Here is a 19,091-nt window from a genome sequence, read left to right on the forward strand (position 1 = left end):
AATAACAAAAAAACCACGCGTCATGCGTGGTTTTTACTTTTATATTTTATTAATGCATTCTGCTTACTAATAATTCCTCCATATTTCTGGTAATTTCATTGCAAGAAAAACAGGCATCATTCCCATCCTGAGAAAACCATCTGCACTGAGACCGAATCGGGCAATAGGATAATTCCTTATTTTTGTTTAAGTCTAAATTCTGAACTTTCCGAGATAAAGAGCATTTAGATTCTTCATTATTCCACTGAGCACAACCCTTTTCTACACACTTTCCGGTAAATCGAAATCTCTGTTCAAGGTTTTCATTTTGCTCAATAAAATCTTCTGTGACAGCGAGAGGTGTGATAAACTGTACCTTTCCGTCTTTATTGACGACTCCAAAAAGCTGTGCCCCAACTTTCCCGAGATAACTGGGACACATTTTTTTTGAAGAATTAAATTCAGATTCCATAGCCTTTCATCTGGCTCTGAATATCCAGAATCTGCTTGTCGATTGCTACCCCAGGCTTGAAAATGATAATTCCCCAGGGAAACCAATCTTTCACTCTTAAAGGTCTCAAAAATTCTTTGAAATTTCTGTGTGCTCCGAAAGCCTGCGAATTATCCAATTTCGAAAGTTCGGAAAGCACTACATTCTGAATTCCTCTGTCGATGTTTTTTAACTGTTCGTCTGAAAGGTCTACTCCTTCCAATGAAACGAAAAATTGCTTTTTAGTTGCCATAGCTGTGATTTTTATTGGTTTTTTCTAAAGCAAATTTCACTCTATAAAATCATAAAAATCAGAGGAAAAACACCCGAATTGATAAGGTAAATACACCTGAAATCATTTTAATTTCGTAAAGGTTTGTAAAAGTGCTTGACAAACACAAAGTTTGTCATTCAGAGCGAAACGAAGTGGAGCGTGGAATCTATGCTATTTTGGAGTAATCGTCGAAATTCCTACGGAATGACAAAATTCATGTATAATTTTGTTCTCGCAGATTTTGCTGATTGTGCAGATTTTTACACTAAAAATATCTTCCCCATTTTAGAGAAGATATTTCAGCGGCTTCCTCCGTGAATGTCACCTATCGCTAATGTTCTTTTCATTTACTTTGAAATGTATTTTGCATCCACAAAATCTGTCAGCCAAACATTGTTTTCAGAAAGATAAAACAGAATTCCGTCTTCAAACATTTTTTCTGTTGAAATGGTGATAATAATTGGTTTTCCGTGGCGCATTCCAACATTCGTTGCCGTTTCTTTATCTATGCTTAAATGAACGTGTTGCCGGCTTCTTTTTTCAATCCCTTTTTCTAAAATGGAATAGATATTATTCTGAGCCGTTCCGTGATAGAGAAATTCCGGCGGTTGTTGCGGAATTAAAGCTAAATTAATATTGATAGAATGTCCCTGACTTGCTCTGATTTTAGTTTTATCTTCATTAAAAGCAAATCGTTTTTTAGAATTGGTCTGCACAATTTCATCCAGTTCTTCAAAAGTAAATCCTTGATAAGAATCTCTTTTTGATTTTGTGATCAATTCATCAACATTTGCCCAACCGTTTTCATCCAGATTCAACCCTATCGATTCGGGATGATGTCTGAGAACATAGCTTAGGAATTTGCTTATCTTCTTCTTTTGTTGTTCGGTCATGGTTTGTGTTTTTTTATTTCATTAATTTTTCATCCAATTTTTCACACAGCTTTTCAATATCCTTTTTCCTTGCTAAAACCTCAACCCACTCCTCAGGAATATTTTCAAAACCATAATAAATTCCGGCAATTCCACCCGTAATTGCTCCGGTTGTATCGGTATCTTCTCCTAAATTAACGGCTTTCAAAACTGCTTCAGAATAACTTTCAGAATTTAGAAAACACCAGATTGAGGCTTCTAAACTTGAAAGTACGTATCCCGATGAACTTATTTCTTCTTCCTCTAAAGTATGTAACGGAGCCAAATCATATTTACCCACTTTTAATTCTAAAATTCGATGAAATTTATCCATTTCATTTTGAGAGCAAACAGGATTATGATCCAAAAAGTTTCGAACTGTTTTCTGCATTGTTTTGTATGCTTCCCATTTATCTTTCCCTTTTAAAACTTCCAAAACCAACTCCAAATAAATAAAGCAAGCCAAAGCAGAACGAATGTGTCCGTGTGTAATCTTGGAAACATCTTTTGTAATATCAAAACGTTTCTCAATAGAAAAATCTTTAATATAAAATAATAACGGTAAAATTCTCATTAAAGAACCATTCCCATTATCAAACTCACTTGTTCCACCACATAAAGTAGGAGAAGTTCCTTTGCTAATTCTATGGATGGCTTGTGAAGTTGCTATTCCAATATCGAAAACTCTTCCGTGTGGTGTCCAAATTTCCGCATTGTACCACTGTAAAAACTTCAAAGCCATGTCTTCCAAATTATATCCATTACAAAGGCTGTCTGCAAGACATAATGTTAAAGAACCATCATCACTCCAGGTTCCCGCAGGTTGATGATGTGTTCCTAAAGCTCTCATTTTTGTAACTGGTGAACGTTTTAATTGTTCCCTGCTTCTGAATTCCACCGGAACGCCCAAAGCATCGCCAATGCAAACTCCGAAAACTCCTGCTTTTACAGTATTTTTCATTAGGCAAGATTTACTAATTTATCATACAATAATTGCATTCCTTTTGTTGCGGTTTCTTTCATTACGACCGCTCTTTGTCCGTATCCGAAACCTGTTTCGTTGGGATTAATTACAATTAAAAGACAATCATCCTTAATATCATGAAGCAATCCTGCAGCCGGATAAACCTGCAAAGAAGTTCCAATTACCAGAAAAATATCTGCTTCTTTCGCTTTTTTTGAAGCTTCATACATCAAAGGAACATCTTCACCAAACCAAACGATAAAAGGTCGCAATTGAGCGCCGTCTTCCGCTTTATCCCCGATGCTGATATCGTCTTTCTGTTCGTAAATCAGATTTTTATTGTTGCATGAACAAGATTTGAATAATTCTCCATGCAAATGAAGGATATTCGCAGAACCCGCTCTTTCATGAAGATCATCGATATTTTGTGTGATAATCTGAACCTCAAAATGTTCTTCTAAATCGGCAATTAATTTGTGTGCATCATTTGGTTTCACTTCATGAAGTTGGCGACGTCTCTGATTGTAAAATTCCAATACCAAAGCTCTGTCTTTTCGCCATCCTTCCGGACTTGCAACATCTGTTATATTATGATTTTCCCAAAGACCATCTCCGTCTCTGAAGGTTTTTATTCCGCTTTCGGCACTGATTCCTGCGCCGGTTAATATGGTTAATTTTTTCATTTGTTGTTGTTTTTAATTGTTTTTAACGCAAGGCTCGCAAAGAATTTTTTTACCATTATTCTGTATATTTTTCGTTCGCAAAGGCGTTACACTCAGCAAAGAAATAAGCTTAATCTCTTATACTTTGAATATCATTTGTCTTTTCAAAATTAACTTTTTGATGTTTTCAATCACCATTTTTTCTCTTTCTTCCCAAGTTCCGGAAACTTCGAGAAAATTAATCTTATTTTCTACTAAAACCTTTCGATGACTTTGATCTAAAAGGTTTCTTTCTTCAAATTCAAGGCGGGTTCCGTCCTGAATATATTCTGCATCTTTTGTCAAATAAAGATATAAATCGGCTTTATTTTTCTCAATAATTTCTTCCGGAACGTTTAATTTCCTCCCAAAAATAAATTCAGCGTACGATTTCGTAATGTGAACATCAGTATCAATTAAGGTTAAGAAACTTTCTTTATGATCCACTTTTTCAATTCGATTGGCGTGTTCTGTGTAGACTTTTTCAAGATTTTCAAATTCGAATTTCTTAGAATTTTGAATTAAATCTCTTCCCGCTTCCGACACTTTATTTGCTTTAAAATATTCGGAAAGTTTATTCGTCATAACCGTTTTTCCCGTTGATTCTGTTCCTAAAAAAACAACTTTTAATGCAAAATATTTCTGAACGGATAACGGAAGATAACTCCAGTTTTCAAATAAATTTTCGCGGATTTCTGAAGCTGAAATCTGAATACTTTCCCTGTTTTCATCAAACATAAAATGGTCAACATCCATAATCACAGAAAGCATTTCGCCATATTCCTCAGATGTTACCAGAAAGTTTTCTTCTTTAAAATACTCATTAAAAACCTCACTCCACTTCTTTGAAATTTCCCAATCTGAAACTGATGAATTCGGAAAATCTTTTTCACTGTAATTGAATATTTTTACGTTAAGATTTTTATTCTCAGAAAAAGTATCTTTTATCCATTGCTTTCGGATATTTCCGTCGATTTTTTCATTTTCTTCTGCACAAACTAAAACCGTTACATCTCCTTTTTCAAGTGCAAATTCGATCATTTTTTGATGACCGATATGAAACGGATAAAATTTACCAAATACAAAACCTTTCATTTTAAAAAACTTTAAATTTTAAAGAAGCCATATAATTTCTCGGCATCTGAATAAAATACTTTCCTGTGCCATCTGCTTCTGTGTAACCGTAATTATAATATCGTCTGTCCGTTATATTATTCACAAAAAATCCTATTTGCCATTGATTCCAGTCATACAAAACTCCGGAATTCAAAATTACATAAGATGGAAGTTTTGCCGTGTTTGAAAAATCCATGTACGAACTGTCCTGAAATCTGGAAGTTACATTAATCGTAAGATTCTTCAATGTATAGTTTACTTCCTGATTTACAATAAATTTTGGCGTCAATACCGGACTAAACGAAACATTTTCTTCTTTAATTCTTGAATACACAAAAGACGAGTTATTTTTCAAATTCCAATGTTCATTAATCTGATAATTGAATGAAACTTCTGCTCCCAATCTGTAACTTTTATCAACTTTATTGGTCAACGCCAATCCGTTGGGTCCGAAGTTTCCGTTTAATACAATTTCATCCTTAAAATCCATGTAAAAGACATTAAATTCCAATTTTATTTTTTGTTTATTAAAACGGTAACCTAACTCATAATCAGTTACATATTCAGGCGTAACTGTTCCAAGAGCCAACTGATTATTTTCATCCAGCATTAAGTTATCATTTCCCATAAAAATATCATTTCTGGTCGGTTCTCTTCCTACTCTTCCCAAACTGAAAAATACATTTGAATGGTTATCTATCAAATAATTAACACCAACTTTTGGATTAAAGAAATTCCACTCCAGCTTATTCATTTCAAGATCTCCTTTATATCTGAAATCTGCAAATCTGTATTGAATATCTCCGGAAAAAACCCACTTTCCAACTTTGAATTCTCCCTGAGCAAAAACACTTACATCATTTTTATACCCTGTATTTCTGTACAATTCTCCCAAGGAAATCTCGCTTCCTGTGTGATTTCTGTGGTATACATTTCCATTAATTCCTGCGACAATTTTCCCGTTTTTAAATTTATTCTGAAAATTGGTGTAAAATCCCAAGAAATTTGAATTAAAAGCATAATTGTAAATTTCTCCGTTTTCCGGTAATCCGATGAAGTTATTCCAGTTAAAATCATAATTTCCATTCAAATGCGTATAATGAATACTGCTTTGAAGAGAAGAAGATTCGCTCAATTTTGTCTGATTTAAAACCTGCAGAAACGTCTGGAAAAAACGATCTTTTTCGTCACGATTTCCATTTGTTCGCGGATCTTTATCTATCTGTTCCTGAGTAACGCCTAACCAAGCCAGTTCGTTTCTCTGATTTCCCATCAAAGCATTGAATTTCCAGATACTTTTTTCTTTAAAAATCCCACCGCTGATAAACGCAGACTGTCCATGATTAGAGGAATTATACTTGTAACCATCTGAATAAATTTCGGATAATCTCACATGAATTCCCATTTCATTTTTAATTCCTGAAGTGTATTTTCCATATACTCTCAATGAGTTATATGCACCATAATTTGCTCCGAATTCAAGATTTTTTTCTTTTAAATCAGGAGAAAACAACTGAATGCTTCCGCCATAACTCGCTGTTCCGTTCTTTGATAAACCAACTCCTTTCTGAATTTGAATTTTATCAAAAGAATTAAAAATATCCGGATAATTCGAAAAATAAGAACCCTGATCTTCCGGCTCATTCATCGACGCTCCATCCATCGAAACATTGATTCTCGTCTGATCGATCCCACGAATTCTATAGTAAGAATAGCCATTATTTCCACCCGTATCCGAATAAGCCGTGACCGACGGAACAGATTCTGACAATAAAAAAGAGGGCTCCTTCCCTACATTTCGAATACTTTTAGCAGGATTGATATTATGAAAATTCACCGCCTGCAATCTTCCCGCTTCACTCTGAATCACCACCTCCTGAATATCCCTGATCGAATCTTTTTCCTGAGAAAAAAGGTAGGAAATCGGGATAAATGTTGCTAAAAGTATGAGTTTTTTCATGGTTTTTAAATTTTTAAAAGTTCTCTATAAATGAATTCATTTTCATCATCAAAACAGACAAAAACAACTTTTTCAATAATTTCTGACTGAAAATTCTGTACTTCATTAACAGCAATTTTGGCAGCCAATTCCTTTGGAAATTTATAAACTCCCGTACTGATATTTGGAAAAGCAATGCTTTTAACATCAACGCTTTCTGCCAGTTTTAATGAATTTTTATAGCAATTCGCCAAAAGTTTCGAACATTTTTCTTCATCTCCATTCCAAATCGGGCCAACCGTGTGAATAACATATTTTGCAGGCAAATTTCCGGCTGTTGTTATGACCACTTCTCCTGTTTTACATTTTCCCTGTTTATTTCTAATTTCAATACATTCATCTAAAATTTGCTTTCCACCTGCTCGGTGAATTGCTCCATCAACACCGCCACCTCCCAATAAAGATGAATTGGCAGCATTGACGATTGCGTCTGCTTTTATTTTGGTGATGTCGCCTTTTATTAATTCAATTTTCATTGTAATTAGTTTTCATTCAATCTCAGCTTCCTGTTTAAATCACCCTCATCGAATCGTAATGGTTTTTCTTCAGGAATCAACAAATTATCCAAGTCATCATTTAAAACAAATTCATGCTGTTCTTTCACGAAATCTGAAATACTTTCAATTAAAACAATATCTTCCTGAGCAAAAGATTTGATGAAATCATTTCTCAACCCGATTTGTATCGCTCTTCTCTCCAATTTATTACCGAAAGGATCATGATCCGGATCCCATTGCAATCTCGCAGATGATTCTTTTACCTGATTTTGCCATTCTTCTCTTGATAATTCCAACCTTTCGTTGTAAGAAGAATAAACGGCATTTTCTAAGTACTTTTTAAAAGCATCCATTTTTAAATGAATTGCCAAAACATATTCCTGTCCTTCTTTTCTTCCCCATCCGTTTCGGTACATCATCCACAGAAAATTAGGTTTGATCCAAGTCATTCTTTCAAGACTAAATGCTCCTCCGAAATATTGATTTTTAACAGCAAATTCACCAATTTCTTTTCGGTATGACTGATAAACAATTATTTTCTCATCATCATATTGAGCCATGATGTGATGTCCCTTTTGAGGCCAATCTTGTAGTTGTTCTTTATATTTTTTTAATTTAAGTCTCATCCTATTTCTTCGAATGGCTTTATCATTTCTTCCTTTTTAGTGAGAACCGCAAAAACCACTCTTTTAAATTTATTTTTATATTTCCCATGAAGATGTTTTTTGAACAATTCTGCAATTTCTTTCGGATCATTTTTGAAAACTCCACATCCCCAAGCTCCTAAAATCAATGTTTCATTTCCCTGGTTTAAAGCTAAAGCGAGCATTTTATCCATTCTCAAATCCATTGCTCCGAAAATTTCGTCTGCTCTTTCAGGTTCCTGTCTTTTTACAACACCCGCATTTTCCGCAGGAGAAGTTATAAAATTGCACAAAACAGGTTTTGTCAGCAATTCACCTTTATCTTTTCTGAAAACCGGAACTTTCGGACTGTAAATCATCATATCTGTGTAAAAACAAGATTCCATTGCGCGATGGGTTTCATAATATTCCCATCCTTGCAATAAACTGTCATGAAGACCTGAAGTTCTCGCCAAACTCTCTTCCTGAGCTTCTGCTCCATTGATAAAACCTCCGCCCGGATTTTTTGCTGATGCGAAATTCAGACACATGATTTTCTCCTGATTTTCTTCTTCAGCCAATCGTAAAATCGCTTTTAAAGAACTGCAGCTCCAAGTTTCAAATTTTGTTTCAAAATCTGTTTTCGGAAGCTTATTTGCTGTCATTTCCGAAAGCTGTTCAGATGAAAACAAAACAGTTTCTTTTTTACAGATTTCCAGTTCGTTTTCTATATTTATTTTTTCGTTGTCTTCGTTTATATAATATTTTTTGGCTAGGATTTCTAATGTATCTTTTGCCATTCCTTTATTTGTCATCGTTAGTTTTTTAATACTTAATAATAAGTTTTCTACATCCGGATTTGCAGGATTTTTAAAATTATCTCCAATAAATACTTTTGTCACATCAATTTTTCCTACAATTGCCTGATTAAATTTTTCTAAATCTTCAGAAGGAATCCACAATTCATTATGATTTTTTGCGCCAACATTTTGCGTTGGATATTTATTTACTTCATCTTCCAACACTTCAAATTTTGTTACAAAACCAAGATAATTTCCTGCTTCATCTCTTGTATTCCATTTTTCGGCAATTTCGGAGGCATAGTCTTCGTTCAAAACGGGATAGAAAATCGGTTGCCATTCTAGTCTTGGAGGAAATTTTTTGTAATTGCTTTCGATTATTAAAATCATTTCTTTTTCTCCGACTGGTCTGAAAAGTGTTTTTGTTTTCATAATTAATGCTTTGTGTTTTTATCCCCTCAATTCGTCTCTTACTTCCATTAAAGCAAATCCCAGAAGATTTTCACCATTCCATTGCTGAGGATTTTCGGCTTGTCTATCTGTTTCGAGCATTCCGATTCCCCAGATTTTGTCATAAGGACTGGCTTCTACTAAAATTTTATCTTCTGTAGAGAGTAAAAATTCTTTAAAACCTTTATTTTGAGAGAACTTTAATAAATTTCCCTGTTTTACGATTTCATATTTATGATCATCCCAAAATTGAGGATCAAAGTTTTTGACTTTTCTTCCTAAGCTTTTGGCTTGATTTGGAGTTGCTGCATTTAGAATTTTCTCTAAAATTTCCATATCATTAAATAATTTCGCTTTTCCGGCCATCATATAATGTTCAGCAGTTTTATAAACAATTCCATTTTCGTGAAACTCAAACGGAAACCATTGACTGAAACATGCTTTTGTAATTTCATCTTTTACCGTGTGTCCCCAAAAGAACAGGAAATTCAACGTCTCTTTTTTCTGAAACTTTTCAATTGTATTTTGTAATGTATATTTCATATTGTGTTATTTTTACACAAATTTAAAAGAATATGATTTTATCATCCAAATTTATTTGCGTTAATTTTACACTAAATTATTTAATCGATTGATTTTCTGTAATTAAAATTTATTTTATGTAAACACAAATGACACAAATGTTTTTCACAAATGATACAATTTTGATTATTTTCTATGTTTTGGCTAAAGCCAATTTGATGTATTTTGAATTGAAAACGGACTAAAGTCTGTTCCTATTGATGTTGAAATTCTGAATTGTATCTAAGATTTATTCACAAAGTTTGTCATTCTGACGAAGGAAGAATCTAAAAATATGAAAATAGATTCTTCATTCCGCTTCGCTTCATTCTGAATGACAGTAACGCAAAAAATATTATTGAAAATTTGTGTAATATTCATGAAATTAATGTTTAAAAAAAGCTATTTTATTTCAAAATAAAAGCCTTCCTCTTCCAATTCTTTATATTTTTCCTGATTAAAAGTGAATAATTTCCCAGGTCTGCCGCTGCCTTCTTTTTTAAGATTATTGGTTTCATTCAACAGATCATAACTCATAATCTTTTTACGGAAATTTCGACGGTCTATTTCTTTACCAACGATTGTTTTATAAAGATTTTCAAGGTCTGAAAAAGCAAATTCTTCACTCAAGAGGTTGAAACCAATGGGTTGATATTGGATTTTTGTACGAAGTCTTTTTAATGCAATATCAATAATTGTCTGATGATCAAAAGCTAATTTAGGCAGCTGGTTTACACTGAACCATTGCGCATCTTCCGCATCAGAATCCGCAAACAGTTCATGATAAGAAGGGTTAACAAGTCCCAGATAAGCGATAGAAACCACTCTATTTCGCGGATCGCGACCAACATTACCAAAAGTATAGAGTTGTTCCAAAAAATCGGGTTTTATGCCCGCTTCTTCGTGGAGCTCCCTTTTTACAGCATCATCGAGGTTTTCATCATCCAAAACCAATCCGCCGGGAAGCGCCCAACCTCCTTTGAAAGGTTCAATATTTCTTTTAATCAACAAAAGCTGAAGATCTTTTTTATCAAAATATCCGAAAATAACTGCGTCTACAGCAACTTTTATATCCTGTAATTTTTTTGGAGACTCCATAATATTAATTTGCGTTACGAATACACAAAAATATTGTTTTAATTCTGATCTTTAAAATTAATCTGTCTCTTTTTGCTGTCAAATAAAAAATAATTCACTCTATTCAAAAATTCATTATATTTATTTTCATTAATAACTAACTTAAAACTAAACTATTATGAAAAAATTATTTCTTGCATTCTGCACCGCTACTCTATTCATTGCCTGTGACAAGGTAAAAGTGGATATGAAAAATTCTGACAAAAAAGATTCTTTAACCAACGACGAATGGAAACCCGTAGATTCGGCAACCGCAACCAAAGCATGGATGGATTATGCAACTCCTGGAGAAATGCAGAAAATGATTGCTAAAGCCGACGGAAATTGGAACGGAGAAACTACTATGTGGATGGAAGATGGCGCACAACCAATGACTAGCAAATCTGAAGCGACAAACAAAATGATGTTCGACGGTCGCTATCAAATGAGCACACACAAAGGGAATATGATGGGAATGCCTTTTGAAGGAGTAAGTATTCTGGGATATGACAATTCTAAAAAGAAGTTTGTAAGCACCTGGATCGACAATATGGGTACCGGAATTATGAATATGGAAGGCGATTGGAACTCATCCTCAAAATCTATTGAATTTAAAGGAAAAATGACCGATCCTTCAAGACCCGGAAAAGATTGTAATGTAAGAGAAGTTTTCACTTTCGTTGATGATAACACCCAAAAAATAGAAATGTTTGGTCCAGATCCGAAGACCGGAAAAGAGTTTAAAACAATGGAAATAAAATTTACCAGAAAATAAATACTCTAAAACAAAAAAATCCGCAGAAATCTCTGCGGATTTTACTTTTATTTTTTGCCTTTTACCTGACTCTTTTACTTAATCATTAAGCTTCAATACAGCCATAAATGCCGATTGCGGAACCTCTACTCTACCAATTTGCTTCATCTTCTTCTTACCCTCTTTCTGTTTTTCCAAAAGTTTTCTCTTTCTGGAAATATCTCCTCCATAACATTTTGCGGTAACATCTTTTCTTAAAGCCTTAATGGTTTCTCTTGCAATAACTTTCGCTCCCAAAGCTGCCTGAACTGCAATGTCAAACTGCTGTCTCGGAATCAGTTCACGAAGTTTCTCACACATTTTTTTACCAATGTAATAAGCATTAGAATCGTGAATCAATGAAGAAAGCGCATCCACCATGTCACCATTAATCAGAATATCCATTTTAACCAACTTAGAAGAACGCATCCCAATTGGTGAATAATCGAATGATGCATAACCTTTAGAAATTGATTTCAAACGATCGTAAAAGTCAAAAACAACTTCTGCTAAAGGCATATTGAATGTTAATTCCACTCTATCTGCCGTTAAATAACTTTGGTTTACAATCTCTCCTCTTTTCTCAATACAAAGCGTCATTACGGCTCCAACAAAGTCAGATTTTGTAATGATCGAAGCTTTAATATAAGGTTCTTCAACTCTGTCTAAAAGATTAGGATCAATCATTTCAGATGGGTTGTTGATTAAAATTGCAGTTTCGGGCTCTTTTTTAGAATATCCGTGGTACGAAACGTTGGGAACGGTCGTAATAACGTTCATATTAAATTCTCTTTCCAAACGTTCCTGAACGATTTCCATGTGAAGCATTCCTAAGAATCCGCAACGGAAACCAAAACCAAGAGCCGCAGAACTTTCCGGTTCGAAAACCAAAGAAGCGTCATTTAATCTTAATTTTTCAAGAGAAAATCTTAATTCCTCAAAATCTTCAGATTCGATAGGATAAATACCCGCAAAAACCATTGGTTTAACTTCCTCAAATCCATCAATTGGTGCATCTGCAGGGTTTACAAAAGAGGTAATCGTATCTCCTACTTTTACTTCACGGGCGTCTTTAATCCCCGAAATAAGATAACCTACATCTCCACATTCAATTGTTTTCTTTGGAACCTGCTTTAGTTTTAAAGTTCCGACTTCATCAGCTCCATATTCTTTTCCGGTTGCGAAAAATTTGATCTTTTCGTTTTTGGAAATACTTCCATTTACAATTTTGAAATAAGCTTCAATTCCTCTAAAAGGGTTATAAACAGAATCGAAAATCAATGCCTGAAGTGGTGCTTCAGGATCACCAACCGGTGGCGGAACTCTTTTTACAATCTCCTCAAGCAACTCATGAACACCTTCACCAGTTTTCCCGGAAACACGAAGAACATCTTCGTATTTACAGCCTAAAAGTCCCATGATTTCGTCGGTAACTTCTTCAGGATTAGCAGATGGAAGATCTATTTTATTAAGAATCGGAATAATTTCCAAGTCGTTTTCTAAAGCTAAATATAAATTACTAATCGTTTGTGCCTGAATGCTTTGCGCAGCATCAACAATTAAAAGTGCTCCTTCACAAGCTGCAATAGAACGAGAAACTTCGTAAGAAAAATCTACGTGTCCCGGTGTATCGATAAGATTCAAAATATATTTTTCGCCATTAAGCTCATAATCCATCTGGATGGCGTGAGATTTTATCGTAATCCCACGTTCTTTTTCCAAATCCATATCATCAAGCGTCTGAGATTGTAACTCTCTTTGAGTCACCGTATTGGTATACTCCAAAAGACGGTCTGCCAAAGTAGATTTACCGTGGTCAATATGGGCGATTATGCAAAAATTTCGTATGTTTTTCATTTAAGAACTATGTAATTTGCAAAGATAAAAAAATGCAGGAGAATTTCATTTTTAATTTTTAGTGATAAACACCATTTATTCTGTTGATTTAAATTGAAAAAAAGAGGTAAAATGTTTTTCTTGGATACTTATTTAGATTTACCAAAATTCTCTGGTAATATATAATGTCCGGTTAAAGGATCAAGTGAAACTTCAGTTCCTGCCATTGCCTTTCTCTTTTTTGCAGCTTTGGCATCAATTGCCACGATTGCCACATTAGCAACCACACTTCCTATTAATCCCGCAATACCGCCGCCAACCATCATAAACGAAGAATTAGATTCCGGGAAAAGTTCTTCTTTTTTAACTTCAATAAAAAGCCCCAGTTCATCCCTGAAAATTTCAGTATACCCTACCGGAATTACTTTATACGGAACTCCATTATATACAAAAGCATAAAAATTTCTAATTGGCATTTTCTCTTCTCCATTTACTGCTTTGGTAACGATTCCTTTACTATTGGTTTCAATGATAAAGCCATGTTCAGGATGGTGAGTAAAGAAGCTGTAATAGTCTTTATAAACACCTTCTTTTAGATGATCTGCTTTATAAATTTCAAGTGTATCTTTTAAAATGGTTTCATAATTTTGAAGTTCCTCCTGAGAAATCGTAATCTCCCAAGGTTTTGCATTATAAGAACCTTTTAATAATTCCGAAAACGTAAGACTGATTTTTTTAGCAAGACTTTGAGCAAGATACGGCGTCACGCGAGAAGAAACTGTTGCAACGGTGTCTTTTCGGTATAATAAATGATATCCGTCCTCTTTTTTAAGAAATGTGCTTGCGCGGACTTCAAGTTTTCCTATTGAGAACTTCTCTTGTTTATCTTCAGAAACTTTTATATTTTCAATCAAAAGAACTAATTCGTCATTTCCTTTTACAGGATTATCACTGTAAAACCAATCCTGGAAATCTTTGACTGCATTATTTTCAAACGCTATATTTACCTGGTCTTTATGGTACATTACAGAGCCAATTTCTTTATTTTCTCTTTGATCAATTACCGTAAAATTTTTATAATTAATTTTTTTGCTTTTAACTGACTGCGAAAGTTTTATTGTCTCAGTTTTCTGAGCATTCATAAAAAGTGTTGCAAACAAGAAGAAAAATATTTTTTTCATAATCGAATTTTCACAAAAGTAAGAAATCATTAAATATTTTAATTGATATTAATATTCTAAAATTAAACGACCCTCACAATAAATTGCAAGAGTCGTCCAACATTAAAAAAATAAACTATTATGGGTTTTGCTTCGGTCTGGGAGAATTTCTCTTCCCATCATGAGATTTCTTTTCATTCATTTTATCTCTCATCATGGCTTCAGAATTGAAAAGTTTCAATACTTTCTGACAAGGAATAACGGTCTGCATCTTTTCAGCATATCTCTTTTTATTATCCAACAATTTTTGTCCTAAATCAAAACTTTGCTGAAGTTTTACTTTCGCTTCTTCTTCATTAAGTTTCTCCGGATCAAAATTAGAATCAAACTGGCTTTTTATTTTCTTCTGATCATCCAAATATTCATTGTAAATAGAAGTAAACTCTGCTTTATCCTGCGGTGAAACTTCCAGCATATCGACAACCATTTTATTTCTGAATTCAGTAAGAAGAGCTTTTCTTTCATCCGGTGACATACTATTTATCACCTCTTTCCTCTTTTCCGGACTCATTTTCTTCCAGTCATAATCCTTGACCTGGGCATTCAAGCCAAACCCTGAAATTATAAAAAGTGTAAATAATATTTTTTTCATCTTCTTTTTAATTATATAAGTCCAAATAAACATCCTGACTCGAGTTATTGGCTAACTCGGCGATTTCAGAATTGGTAAGAGATTCAAGATATTCATTCATATGAACGTCATTTGCTGCTTTTACCGATTTTTTATTCTGATTTTCAGAATTATTATTCACTACCTGAGAAACAACAGGCTTTATATTCATCTGACTTTCAACTGTTTGATTAGCATTTTCAACAGAAGTTAAATCTGATGCTAAAGTTTCGTAAGCTATTTGACTTTCTTTTTTTGGAACTTCTCTGTTATTAGCATAACGATTAACCGAATCTCCATTTACCGGAGAATTTGAATTATAAACAAAAGTCACTCCAAAAATAAGAGCTACAGACGCTGCAATTGCATATCCCCAATTCAGTTTAAAAATTGGCGCTTTTTTCTCAGCTTTTATTTCATTCAATACATTTTCCTGAACAGTTTCAAAAACACCTTCAGGAATTTTATATATGTTTTTGCGTTCCAATTTATCCAAATCAAAACTCTGCACTCCGCTTAGAACTCTATCCTGAATCGTTTCAAACATATTTTCAGGAACTTTGTAAATATTTTTACGTTCTAATTTTTCCAGATCAAAATCTTTCACTCCGCCCAACACGTTTTCCTGAATGCTTTCAAAAAGATTCTCAGGAACTTTATAGATGTTTTTGCGTTCTAAATTATCCAGATCAAAATTTTCCATTTCTTGTTTTCTCAAAAATTATCTTTCGTAATTCTCTTTGATATATTCTTCTATTTTTTGTTTGGCATAATGATAATTTGTTTTTAATGTCCCCACCGACATATCTACAATCTGAGATATTTCTTCGTAAGGTAAATCATCATAATACCGCATCATAAATACCAGCTTCTGTTTTTCAGGCAGACTTTGTATCGCTTTTTGCAGAAAAATTTGTATTTCTTCCGCATCACCTTCGGTGTTATCGGCAACCAGATTCTGCATATAATATTCAGGATCTTCGTCGGTCTTCTGCATTTTCTTAAGCTTATTAATCTGCTGCAACGCTTCATTGGTTGCAATTCTGTAAAGCCAGGTGTACAGCTGACTGTCATTTTTGAACTGATGAAAATTCTGGTACGCTTTGATGAAGGTTTCCTGCAAAGTATCCTGAGCTAGATCTGCATCTACAATAATACGTCGAATATGCCAATATAATCTGCTTTGATAAGCATCCATCAGCACACGAATACCTTTTTCAAGTGTTCGTGGGTCTTGCATCAGCGCAATAATTTCCGCGTCCTTAATCTTCATAAGATGCTTTCATTGGTTTTGATTACAAAAATATTTAAAAGTTAAATTACTTATTCAATTTTTGTGCTATAATTTGGGTTCTTATTATTAAAAGTTAAAAAAACATCCATCGTCTGACTTCCATCACCCAATCAAAATATTTATCTTTGTTCAATGCAAACAGTCATTATCGGATCCGGAAATGTTGCCTATCATCTGGCAAAAGCATTCGTTCAGAATGGTATTTCTTTAGCCCAAATCTTTGGTAGAAATGAGAATGAACTTCAAAAAATTTCTTCAGAATTAAATATTCCTTTTTCAACAGAAAAACTGGAAGATGCAGATTTATATTTTATCTGCGTAAGTGACAATTCTGTAGAAGATGTTTCTAAAATAATTTCTAAAAAAAATAGTCTGGTTGCTCATACTTCAGGATCTCTTCCTAAAGAAGTTTTGGTAGGAGAGTACAGAAAATCAAGTTTTTATCCTTTACAGACCTTTTCAAAATCGAAAGATTTAGACTATACAAAAATACCTTTTTTTGTTGAAGCTGAAAATACAGAAGATCAAAAAATCCTAATCGATTTAGCCTCAAAAATTTCAGAAAATGTAATGGAAAGTACGCACGAAAAGAGAAAATATATTCATTTAACAGCAGTTTTCGCCTGCAATTTTGTGAATCATCTTTTTTCGAGAGCGAAAGAAATTTCAGATGCTCAGAAAATCCCGTTTGATTATTTTTTACCATTAATTGATGAAACCGTTCAGAAAATTCATGAAATTGAACCAAAATCTGCACAAACCGGACCAGCTGTGAGAAACGACAAAAGAGTTCTTGAGTTACACGAGCAATTATTGCAGGACGAAAGTCTTGAGATTTATAAAACGATGAATCAGTCGATTAAAAAAATGTATCAATTGCCATAAAGTTTTAACTTTGAGGAAAACAGAAAAAATGAATACAAATATCATTCGTTCCCTCATCATCGGAGCAGCCATCGTTATTACCGCTTTTGTGTTAGGTTCAAGCTTTAAAAACAGAAACTTAAAACAGGACACCATATCCGTTACTGGTCTTGGTTCTAAGGATTTTATTTCAGACGAAATAAGTTGGGGCGGAAGTTTCGACGCCAGTGCGATGGATGCCAAAGAAGCCTATAATTTAATCTCGCAGGATAAAGAAAAAGTAAAAGCTTTTTTCTACAGTAAAGGTTTCAAAGCTGGTGAATTTGCTTTTGGCGGGGTTAATTTCTCAAGGTCTTATCGTACCGTTACCACAAAAGAAGCAGACGGATCAGAAAAATCTGAAGATATTTTTGATGGCTATAAAGCTACTCAGAGCGTGTTTTTCAGAGCGAAGAAAAATCCGGCTTTGATGAAGAAAATTGAAAGCGTTATTGATAAAACTGCAGAACTCATCAACAATGGTGTTCAGTTTGAGCCGTCTTCAGCACAATATACGTATTCTGATCTTTCTTCTTTAAAGCACAGTTTGATAGAACAGGGCTCAAAAGATGCCAAAGAAAGAGCCGAAAAAATTGTAAAAAGTGCCGACGGAGATTTAGGAAAACTAAAAGATGCTTCGATGGGTGTTTTTCAGATTACGGCGAAAGGTTCTACTGATGAAGACAGCTATGGAGGAAATTTTGATACTTCCAGCAAGGAAAAATCAGCGAGAATTACCGTAAGACTTACGTATAATCTTGATTAAAATTAGTATTAATAAAAATAAAATGCGATTAGTGAATGCGATTGACTTGAATTTTTTATCATTCATCAATTATCATTGATCAATCATTAATTAAAATGAGTTATAAAGAGAAATTAAAAGATATAAAAGCATTTGTATTTGATGTAGATGGTGTTTTCACAGACGGAAGCGTTTATCTGATGCCCGGTGGAAATATGAGCCGTGTAATGAACGTTCTGGATGGTTATGCTGTTGTAAAAGCTTTAAAAAACGACTATCTCATTGGCGTTATTACCGGTGGAAATGATGAAATGGTGAGACACCGTATCAGTTATCTCGGAATTCAGGATTATTATGCAAAATCGCATGATAAGATGGTAGATTATGAAGATTTTAAGAAAAAATATAAGCTTAAAAACGAGCAGATTCTTACCATGGGAGACGATTTACCGGATTTTCATATGATGCAGAATTCGGCGATTGCAACCTGTCCTGAAAATGCCGTTCCTGAGATCAAAGGAATTGCAGATTACATTTCTCAGATCAAAGGTGGAAGTGGAGCAGTACGTGATGTCATCGAACAGGTAATGAAAGTTCAGGGGAAATGGCACGATGATAATACGCAATCTGTTTAAAATTTAATGATGAAAATATTATTAGCATCGCAATCTCCGAGAAGGAAAGAACTGTTGTTAAACTTAGGGTTTGATTTTGAAGTTGTAAAAATCGATTGTGAAGAAATTTTACCGGAAAATATAAAAGTAGGAGAGGCTGCAGCGTATTTATCTGAATTAAAAGCTAATGCGTTCAGAAATCTTTTAGAGGGAGAAGTTTTACTGACTGCCGATACGGTTGTTGCAAATGATAATAAATTTCTCGGAAAACCGAAAGACGAAAATGAAGCCAAAGAAATGCTTCAGTCATTATCCGGAAAAACACATCAGGTTTACACCGGAATTACGATTAAAACATTAGATAAAACCATTACAGAAACTGATGTTGCCGATGTAGAATTTGATGAAATTTTGGATGAGGAAATTGATTTTTACATTAAAAATTACAAACCTTTCGATAAGGCAGGAAGCTACGGAGTTCAGGAATGGCTCGGAATGTCGAAAATCAAAAAGATCAACGGAAGCTTTTATACCATCATGGGATTGCCCACTCATTTGGTCTATAAAATTTTGAAGGAAATCTAAATATTTTCAA

Annotated in this window: 22 protein-coding genes; 5 read left to right on the forward strand and 17 right to left on the reverse strand. The window is 33.9% G+C overall.

From position 1 onward, the window contains the following. Positions 1-49: 49 nt before the first annotated feature. The 12 genes from BM371_RS06240 to BM371_RS06300 form a co-directional block, all read right to left on the reverse strand. Positions 50-421 carry a hypothetical protein gene (locus BM371_RS06240; RefSeq protein ID WP_143106485.1) on the reverse strand — a complete coding sequence of 124 codons (372 nt, stop codon included), beginning with the start codon at positions 419-421 and terminating at the stop codon, positions 50-52. Positions 422-440: 19 nt separating this feature from the next. Then, positions 441-722, reverse strand: coding sequence for a hypothetical protein (locus tag BM371_RS06245; protein WP_034672947.1), 282 nt, complete (start codon positions 720-722; stop codon positions 441-443). A gap of 368 nt (positions 723-1,090) precedes the next feature. Continuing rightward, entirely contained in the window at positions 1,091-1,636 is a 546-nt protein-coding gene (locus BM371_RS06250; RefSeq protein WP_034672944.1) for an RNA 2'-phosphotransferase, read from the reverse strand. 13 nt (positions 1,637-1,649) lie between these two features. Further along, entirely contained in the window at positions 1,650-2,615 is a 966-nt protein-coding gene (locus tag BM371_RS06255; RefSeq protein ID WP_034672942.1) for an ADP-ribosylglycohydrolase family protein, read from the reverse strand. Further along, complete coding sequence (locus tag BM371_RS06260) at positions 2,615-3,301, reverse strand: SIR2 family NAD-dependent protein deacylase (RefSeq protein ID WP_034672938.1); 687 nt, start codon at positions 3,299-3,301, stop codon at positions 2,615-2,617. Before BM371_RS06260 ends, BM371_RS06255 begins: the two co-directional genes overlap by 1 nt. Positions 3,302-3,418: 117 nt before the next feature. Continuing rightward, the gene (locus tag BM371_RS06265) at positions 3,419-4,414 is read right to left on the reverse strand and encodes an AAA family ATPase (RefSeq protein WP_034672937.1); all 996 of its coding nucleotides are present in this window, start codon (positions 4,412-4,414) and stop codon (positions 3,419-3,421) included. 1 nt (position 4,415) lies between these two features. Beyond that, a complete protein-coding gene (locus BM371_RS06270) occupies positions 4,416-6,395 on the reverse strand; it encodes a TonB-dependent receptor (RefSeq protein WP_034672935.1) in 1,980 nt (659 codons plus the stop codon). 5 nt (positions 6,396-6,400) lie between these two features. Further along, a complete protein-coding gene (locus BM371_RS06275; protein WP_034672933.1) occupies positions 6,401-6,910 on the reverse strand; it encodes an O-acetyl-ADP-ribose deacetylase in 510 nt (169 codons plus the stop codon). Positions 6,911-6,915: 5 nt separating this feature from the next. After that, a complete protein-coding gene (locus BM371_RS06280) occupies positions 6,916-7,557 on the reverse strand; it encodes a DUF4291 domain-containing protein (protein ID WP_034672931.1) in 642 nt (213 codons plus the stop codon). Beyond that, on the reverse strand, positions 7,554-8,786 hold the full coding sequence (locus tag BM371_RS06285; protein ID WP_228376695.1) for a TIGR02452 family protein: 1,233 nt from the start codon (positions 8,784-8,786) through the stop codon (positions 7,554-7,556). The genes BM371_RS06280 and BM371_RS06285 overlap by 4 nt, the downstream gene beginning before the upstream one ends. Positions 8,787-8,804: 18 nt before the next feature. Continuing rightward, positions 8,805-9,347 (reverse strand): NADAR family protein, encoded by a 543-nt coding sequence (locus tag BM371_RS06295; RefSeq protein WP_034672929.1) that lies wholly within the window; start codon positions 9,345-9,347, stop codon positions 8,805-8,807. A gap of 420 nt (positions 9,348-9,767) precedes the next feature. Next, a complete protein-coding gene (locus BM371_RS06300; RefSeq protein ID WP_034672927.1) occupies positions 9,768-10,463 on the reverse strand; it encodes an NUDIX hydrolase in 696 nt (231 codons plus the stop codon). A 157-nt stretch (positions 10,464-10,620) separates the two neighbouring features. Between BM371_RS06300 and BM371_RS06305 the strand changes: the two genes are divergently transcribed. Continuing rightward, complete coding sequence (locus BM371_RS06305) at positions 10,621-11,256, forward strand: DUF1579 domain-containing protein (RefSeq protein WP_034672925.1); 636 nt, start codon at positions 10,621-10,623, stop codon at positions 11,254-11,256. A 78-nt stretch (positions 11,257-11,334) separates the two neighbouring features. On the opposite strand, the gene lepA is transcribed toward BM371_RS06305, so the two are convergent. The 5 genes from lepA to BM371_RS06330 all read right to left on the reverse strand — a co-directional run bounded on the left by lepA (position 11,335) and on the right by BM371_RS06330 (position 16,213). Continuing rightward, the gene (lepA, locus tag BM371_RS06310; RefSeq protein ID WP_034672923.1) at positions 11,335-13,131 is read right to left on the reverse strand and encodes a translation elongation factor 4; all 1,797 of its coding nucleotides are present in this window, start codon (positions 13,129-13,131) and stop codon (positions 11,335-11,337) included. 128 nt (positions 13,132-13,259) lie between these two features. Continuing rightward, positions 13,260-14,291, reverse strand: coding sequence for a hypothetical protein (locus tag BM371_RS06315; RefSeq protein ID WP_074958638.1), 1,032 nt, complete (start codon positions 14,289-14,291; stop codon positions 13,260-13,262). A gap of 118 nt (positions 14,292-14,409) precedes the next feature. After that, positions 14,410-14,922 carry an SRPBCC family protein gene (locus tag BM371_RS06320; protein ID WP_034676904.1) on the reverse strand — a complete coding sequence of 171 codons (513 nt, stop codon included), beginning with the start codon at positions 14,920-14,922 and terminating at the stop codon, positions 14,410-14,412. Between the two features lie 7 nt (positions 14,923-14,929). Continuing rightward, entirely contained in the window at positions 14,930-15,643 is a 714-nt protein-coding gene (locus BM371_RS06325; RefSeq protein WP_228376694.1) for a hypothetical protein, read from the reverse strand. A gap of 18 nt (positions 15,644-15,661) precedes the next feature. After that, positions 15,662-16,213: an RNA polymerase sigma factor gene (locus tag BM371_RS06330; RefSeq protein WP_034672917.1), complete on the reverse strand. Its 552-nt coding sequence runs from the start codon at positions 16,211-16,213 to the stop codon at positions 15,662-15,664. Positions 16,214-16,366: 153 nt separating this feature from the next. Between BM371_RS06330 and BM371_RS06335 the strand changes: the two genes are divergently transcribed. From BM371_RS06335 to BM371_RS06350, 4 genes are all read left to right on the forward strand, one after another. Next, positions 16,367-17,119, forward strand: coding sequence for a Rossmann-like and DUF2520 domain-containing protein (locus BM371_RS06335; protein ID WP_034672915.1), 753 nt, complete (start codon positions 16,367-16,369; stop codon positions 17,117-17,119). Between the two features lie 28 nt (positions 17,120-17,147). After that, entirely contained in the window at positions 17,148-17,903 is a 756-nt protein-coding gene (locus BM371_RS06340; protein WP_051882518.1) for an SIMPL domain-containing protein, read from the forward strand. 95 nt (positions 17,904-17,998) lie between these two features. Continuing rightward, positions 17,999-18,517, forward strand: a complete 519-nt coding sequence (locus BM371_RS06345) for a KdsC family phosphatase (protein WP_034672912.1) — start codon at positions 17,999-18,001, stop codon at positions 18,515-18,517. Between the two features lie 9 nt (positions 18,518-18,526). Next, entirely contained in the window at positions 18,527-19,081 is a 555-nt protein-coding gene (locus tag BM371_RS06350) for a Maf family nucleotide pyrophosphatase (RefSeq protein ID WP_034676899.1), read from the forward strand. Positions 19,082-19,091: the final 10 nt, after the last annotated feature.

The organism is Chryseobacterium formosense (assembly GCF_900116415.1).
GTDB classification, from domain to species: Bacteria; Bacteroidota; Bacteroidia; order Flavobacteriales; family Weeksellaceae; genus Chryseobacterium; species Chryseobacterium formosense.

Bases quoted from the DNA above. Each gene is read 5' to 3' on its own strand.
- BM371_RS06240 (WP_143106485.1), bottom strand. From the start codon at position 421: ATGTGTCCCAGTTATCTCGGGAAAGTTGGGGCACAGCTTTTTGGAGTC.
- BM371_RS06245 (WP_034672947.1), bottom strand. From the start codon at position 722: ATGGCAACTAAAAAGCAATTTTTCGTTTCATTGGAAGGAGTAGACCTT.
- BM371_RS06250 (WP_034672944.1), bottom strand. From the start codon at position 1,636: ATGACCGAACAACAAAAGAAGAAGATAAGCAAATTCCTAAGCTATGTT.
- BM371_RS06255 (WP_034672942.1), bottom strand. From the start codon at position 2,615: ATGAAAAATACTGTAAAAGCAGGAGTTTTCGGAGTTTGCATTGGCGAT.
- BM371_RS06260 (WP_034672938.1), bottom strand. From the start codon at position 3,301: ATGAAAAAATTAACCATATTAACCGGCGCAGGAATCAGTGCCGAAAGC.
- BM371_RS06265 (WP_034672937.1), bottom strand. From the start codon at position 4,414: ATGAAAGGTTTTGTATTTGGTAAATTTTATCCGTTTCATATCGGTCAT.
- BM371_RS06270 (WP_034672935.1), bottom strand. From the start codon at position 6,395: ATGAAAAAACTCATACTTTTAGCAACATTTATCCCGATTTCCTACCTT.
- BM371_RS06275 (WP_034672933.1), bottom strand. From the start codon at position 6,910: ATGAAAATTGAATTAATAAAAGGCGACATCACCAAAATAAAAGCAGAC.
- BM371_RS06280 (WP_034672931.1), bottom strand. From the start codon at position 7,557: ATGAGACTTAAATTAAAAAAATATAAAGAACAACTACAAGATTGGCCT.
- BM371_RS06285 (WP_228376695.1), bottom strand. From the start codon at position 8,786: ATGAAAACAAAAACACTTTTCAGACCAGTCGGAGAAAAAGAAATGATT.
- BM371_RS06295 (WP_034672929.1), bottom strand. From the start codon at position 9,347: ATGAAATATACATTACAAAATACAATTGAAAAGTTTCAGAAAAAAGAG.
- BM371_RS06300 (WP_034672927.1), bottom strand. From the start codon at position 10,463: ATGGAGTCTCCAAAAAAATTACAGGATATAAAAGTTGCTGTAGACGCA.
- BM371_RS06305 (WP_034672925.1), top strand. From the start codon at position 10,621: ATGAAAAAATTATTTCTTGCATTCTGCACCGCTACTCTATTCATTGCC.
- lepA (WP_034672923.1), bottom strand. From the start codon at position 13,131: ATGAAAAACATACGAAATTTTTGCATAATCGCCCATATTGACCACGGT.
- BM371_RS06315 (WP_074958638.1), bottom strand. From the start codon at position 14,291: ATGAAAAAAATATTTTTCTTCTTGTTTGCAACACTTTTTATGAATGCT.
- BM371_RS06320 (WP_034676904.1), bottom strand. From the start codon at position 14,922: ATGAAAAAAATATTATTTACACTTTTTATAATTTCAGGGTTTGGCTTG.
- BM371_RS06325 (WP_228376694.1), bottom strand. From the start codon at position 15,643: ATGGAAAATTTTGATCTGGATAATTTAGAACGCAAAAACATCTATAAA.
- BM371_RS06330 (WP_034672917.1), bottom strand. From the start codon at position 16,213: ATGAAGATTAAGGACGCGGAAATTATTGCGCTGATGCAAGACCCACGA.
- BM371_RS06335 (WP_034672915.1), top strand. From the start codon at position 16,367: ATGCAAACAGTCATTATCGGATCCGGAAATGTTGCCTATCATCTGGCA.
- BM371_RS06340 (WP_051882518.1), top strand. From the start codon at position 17,148: ATGAATACAAATATCATTCGTTCCCTCATCATCGGAGCAGCCATCGTT.
- BM371_RS06345 (WP_034672912.1), top strand. From the start codon at position 17,999: ATGAGTTATAAAGAGAAATTAAAAGATATAAAAGCATTTGTATTTGAT.
- BM371_RS06350 (WP_034676899.1), top strand. From the start codon at position 18,527: ATGAAAATATTATTAGCATCGCAATCTCCGAGAAGGAAAGAACTGTTG.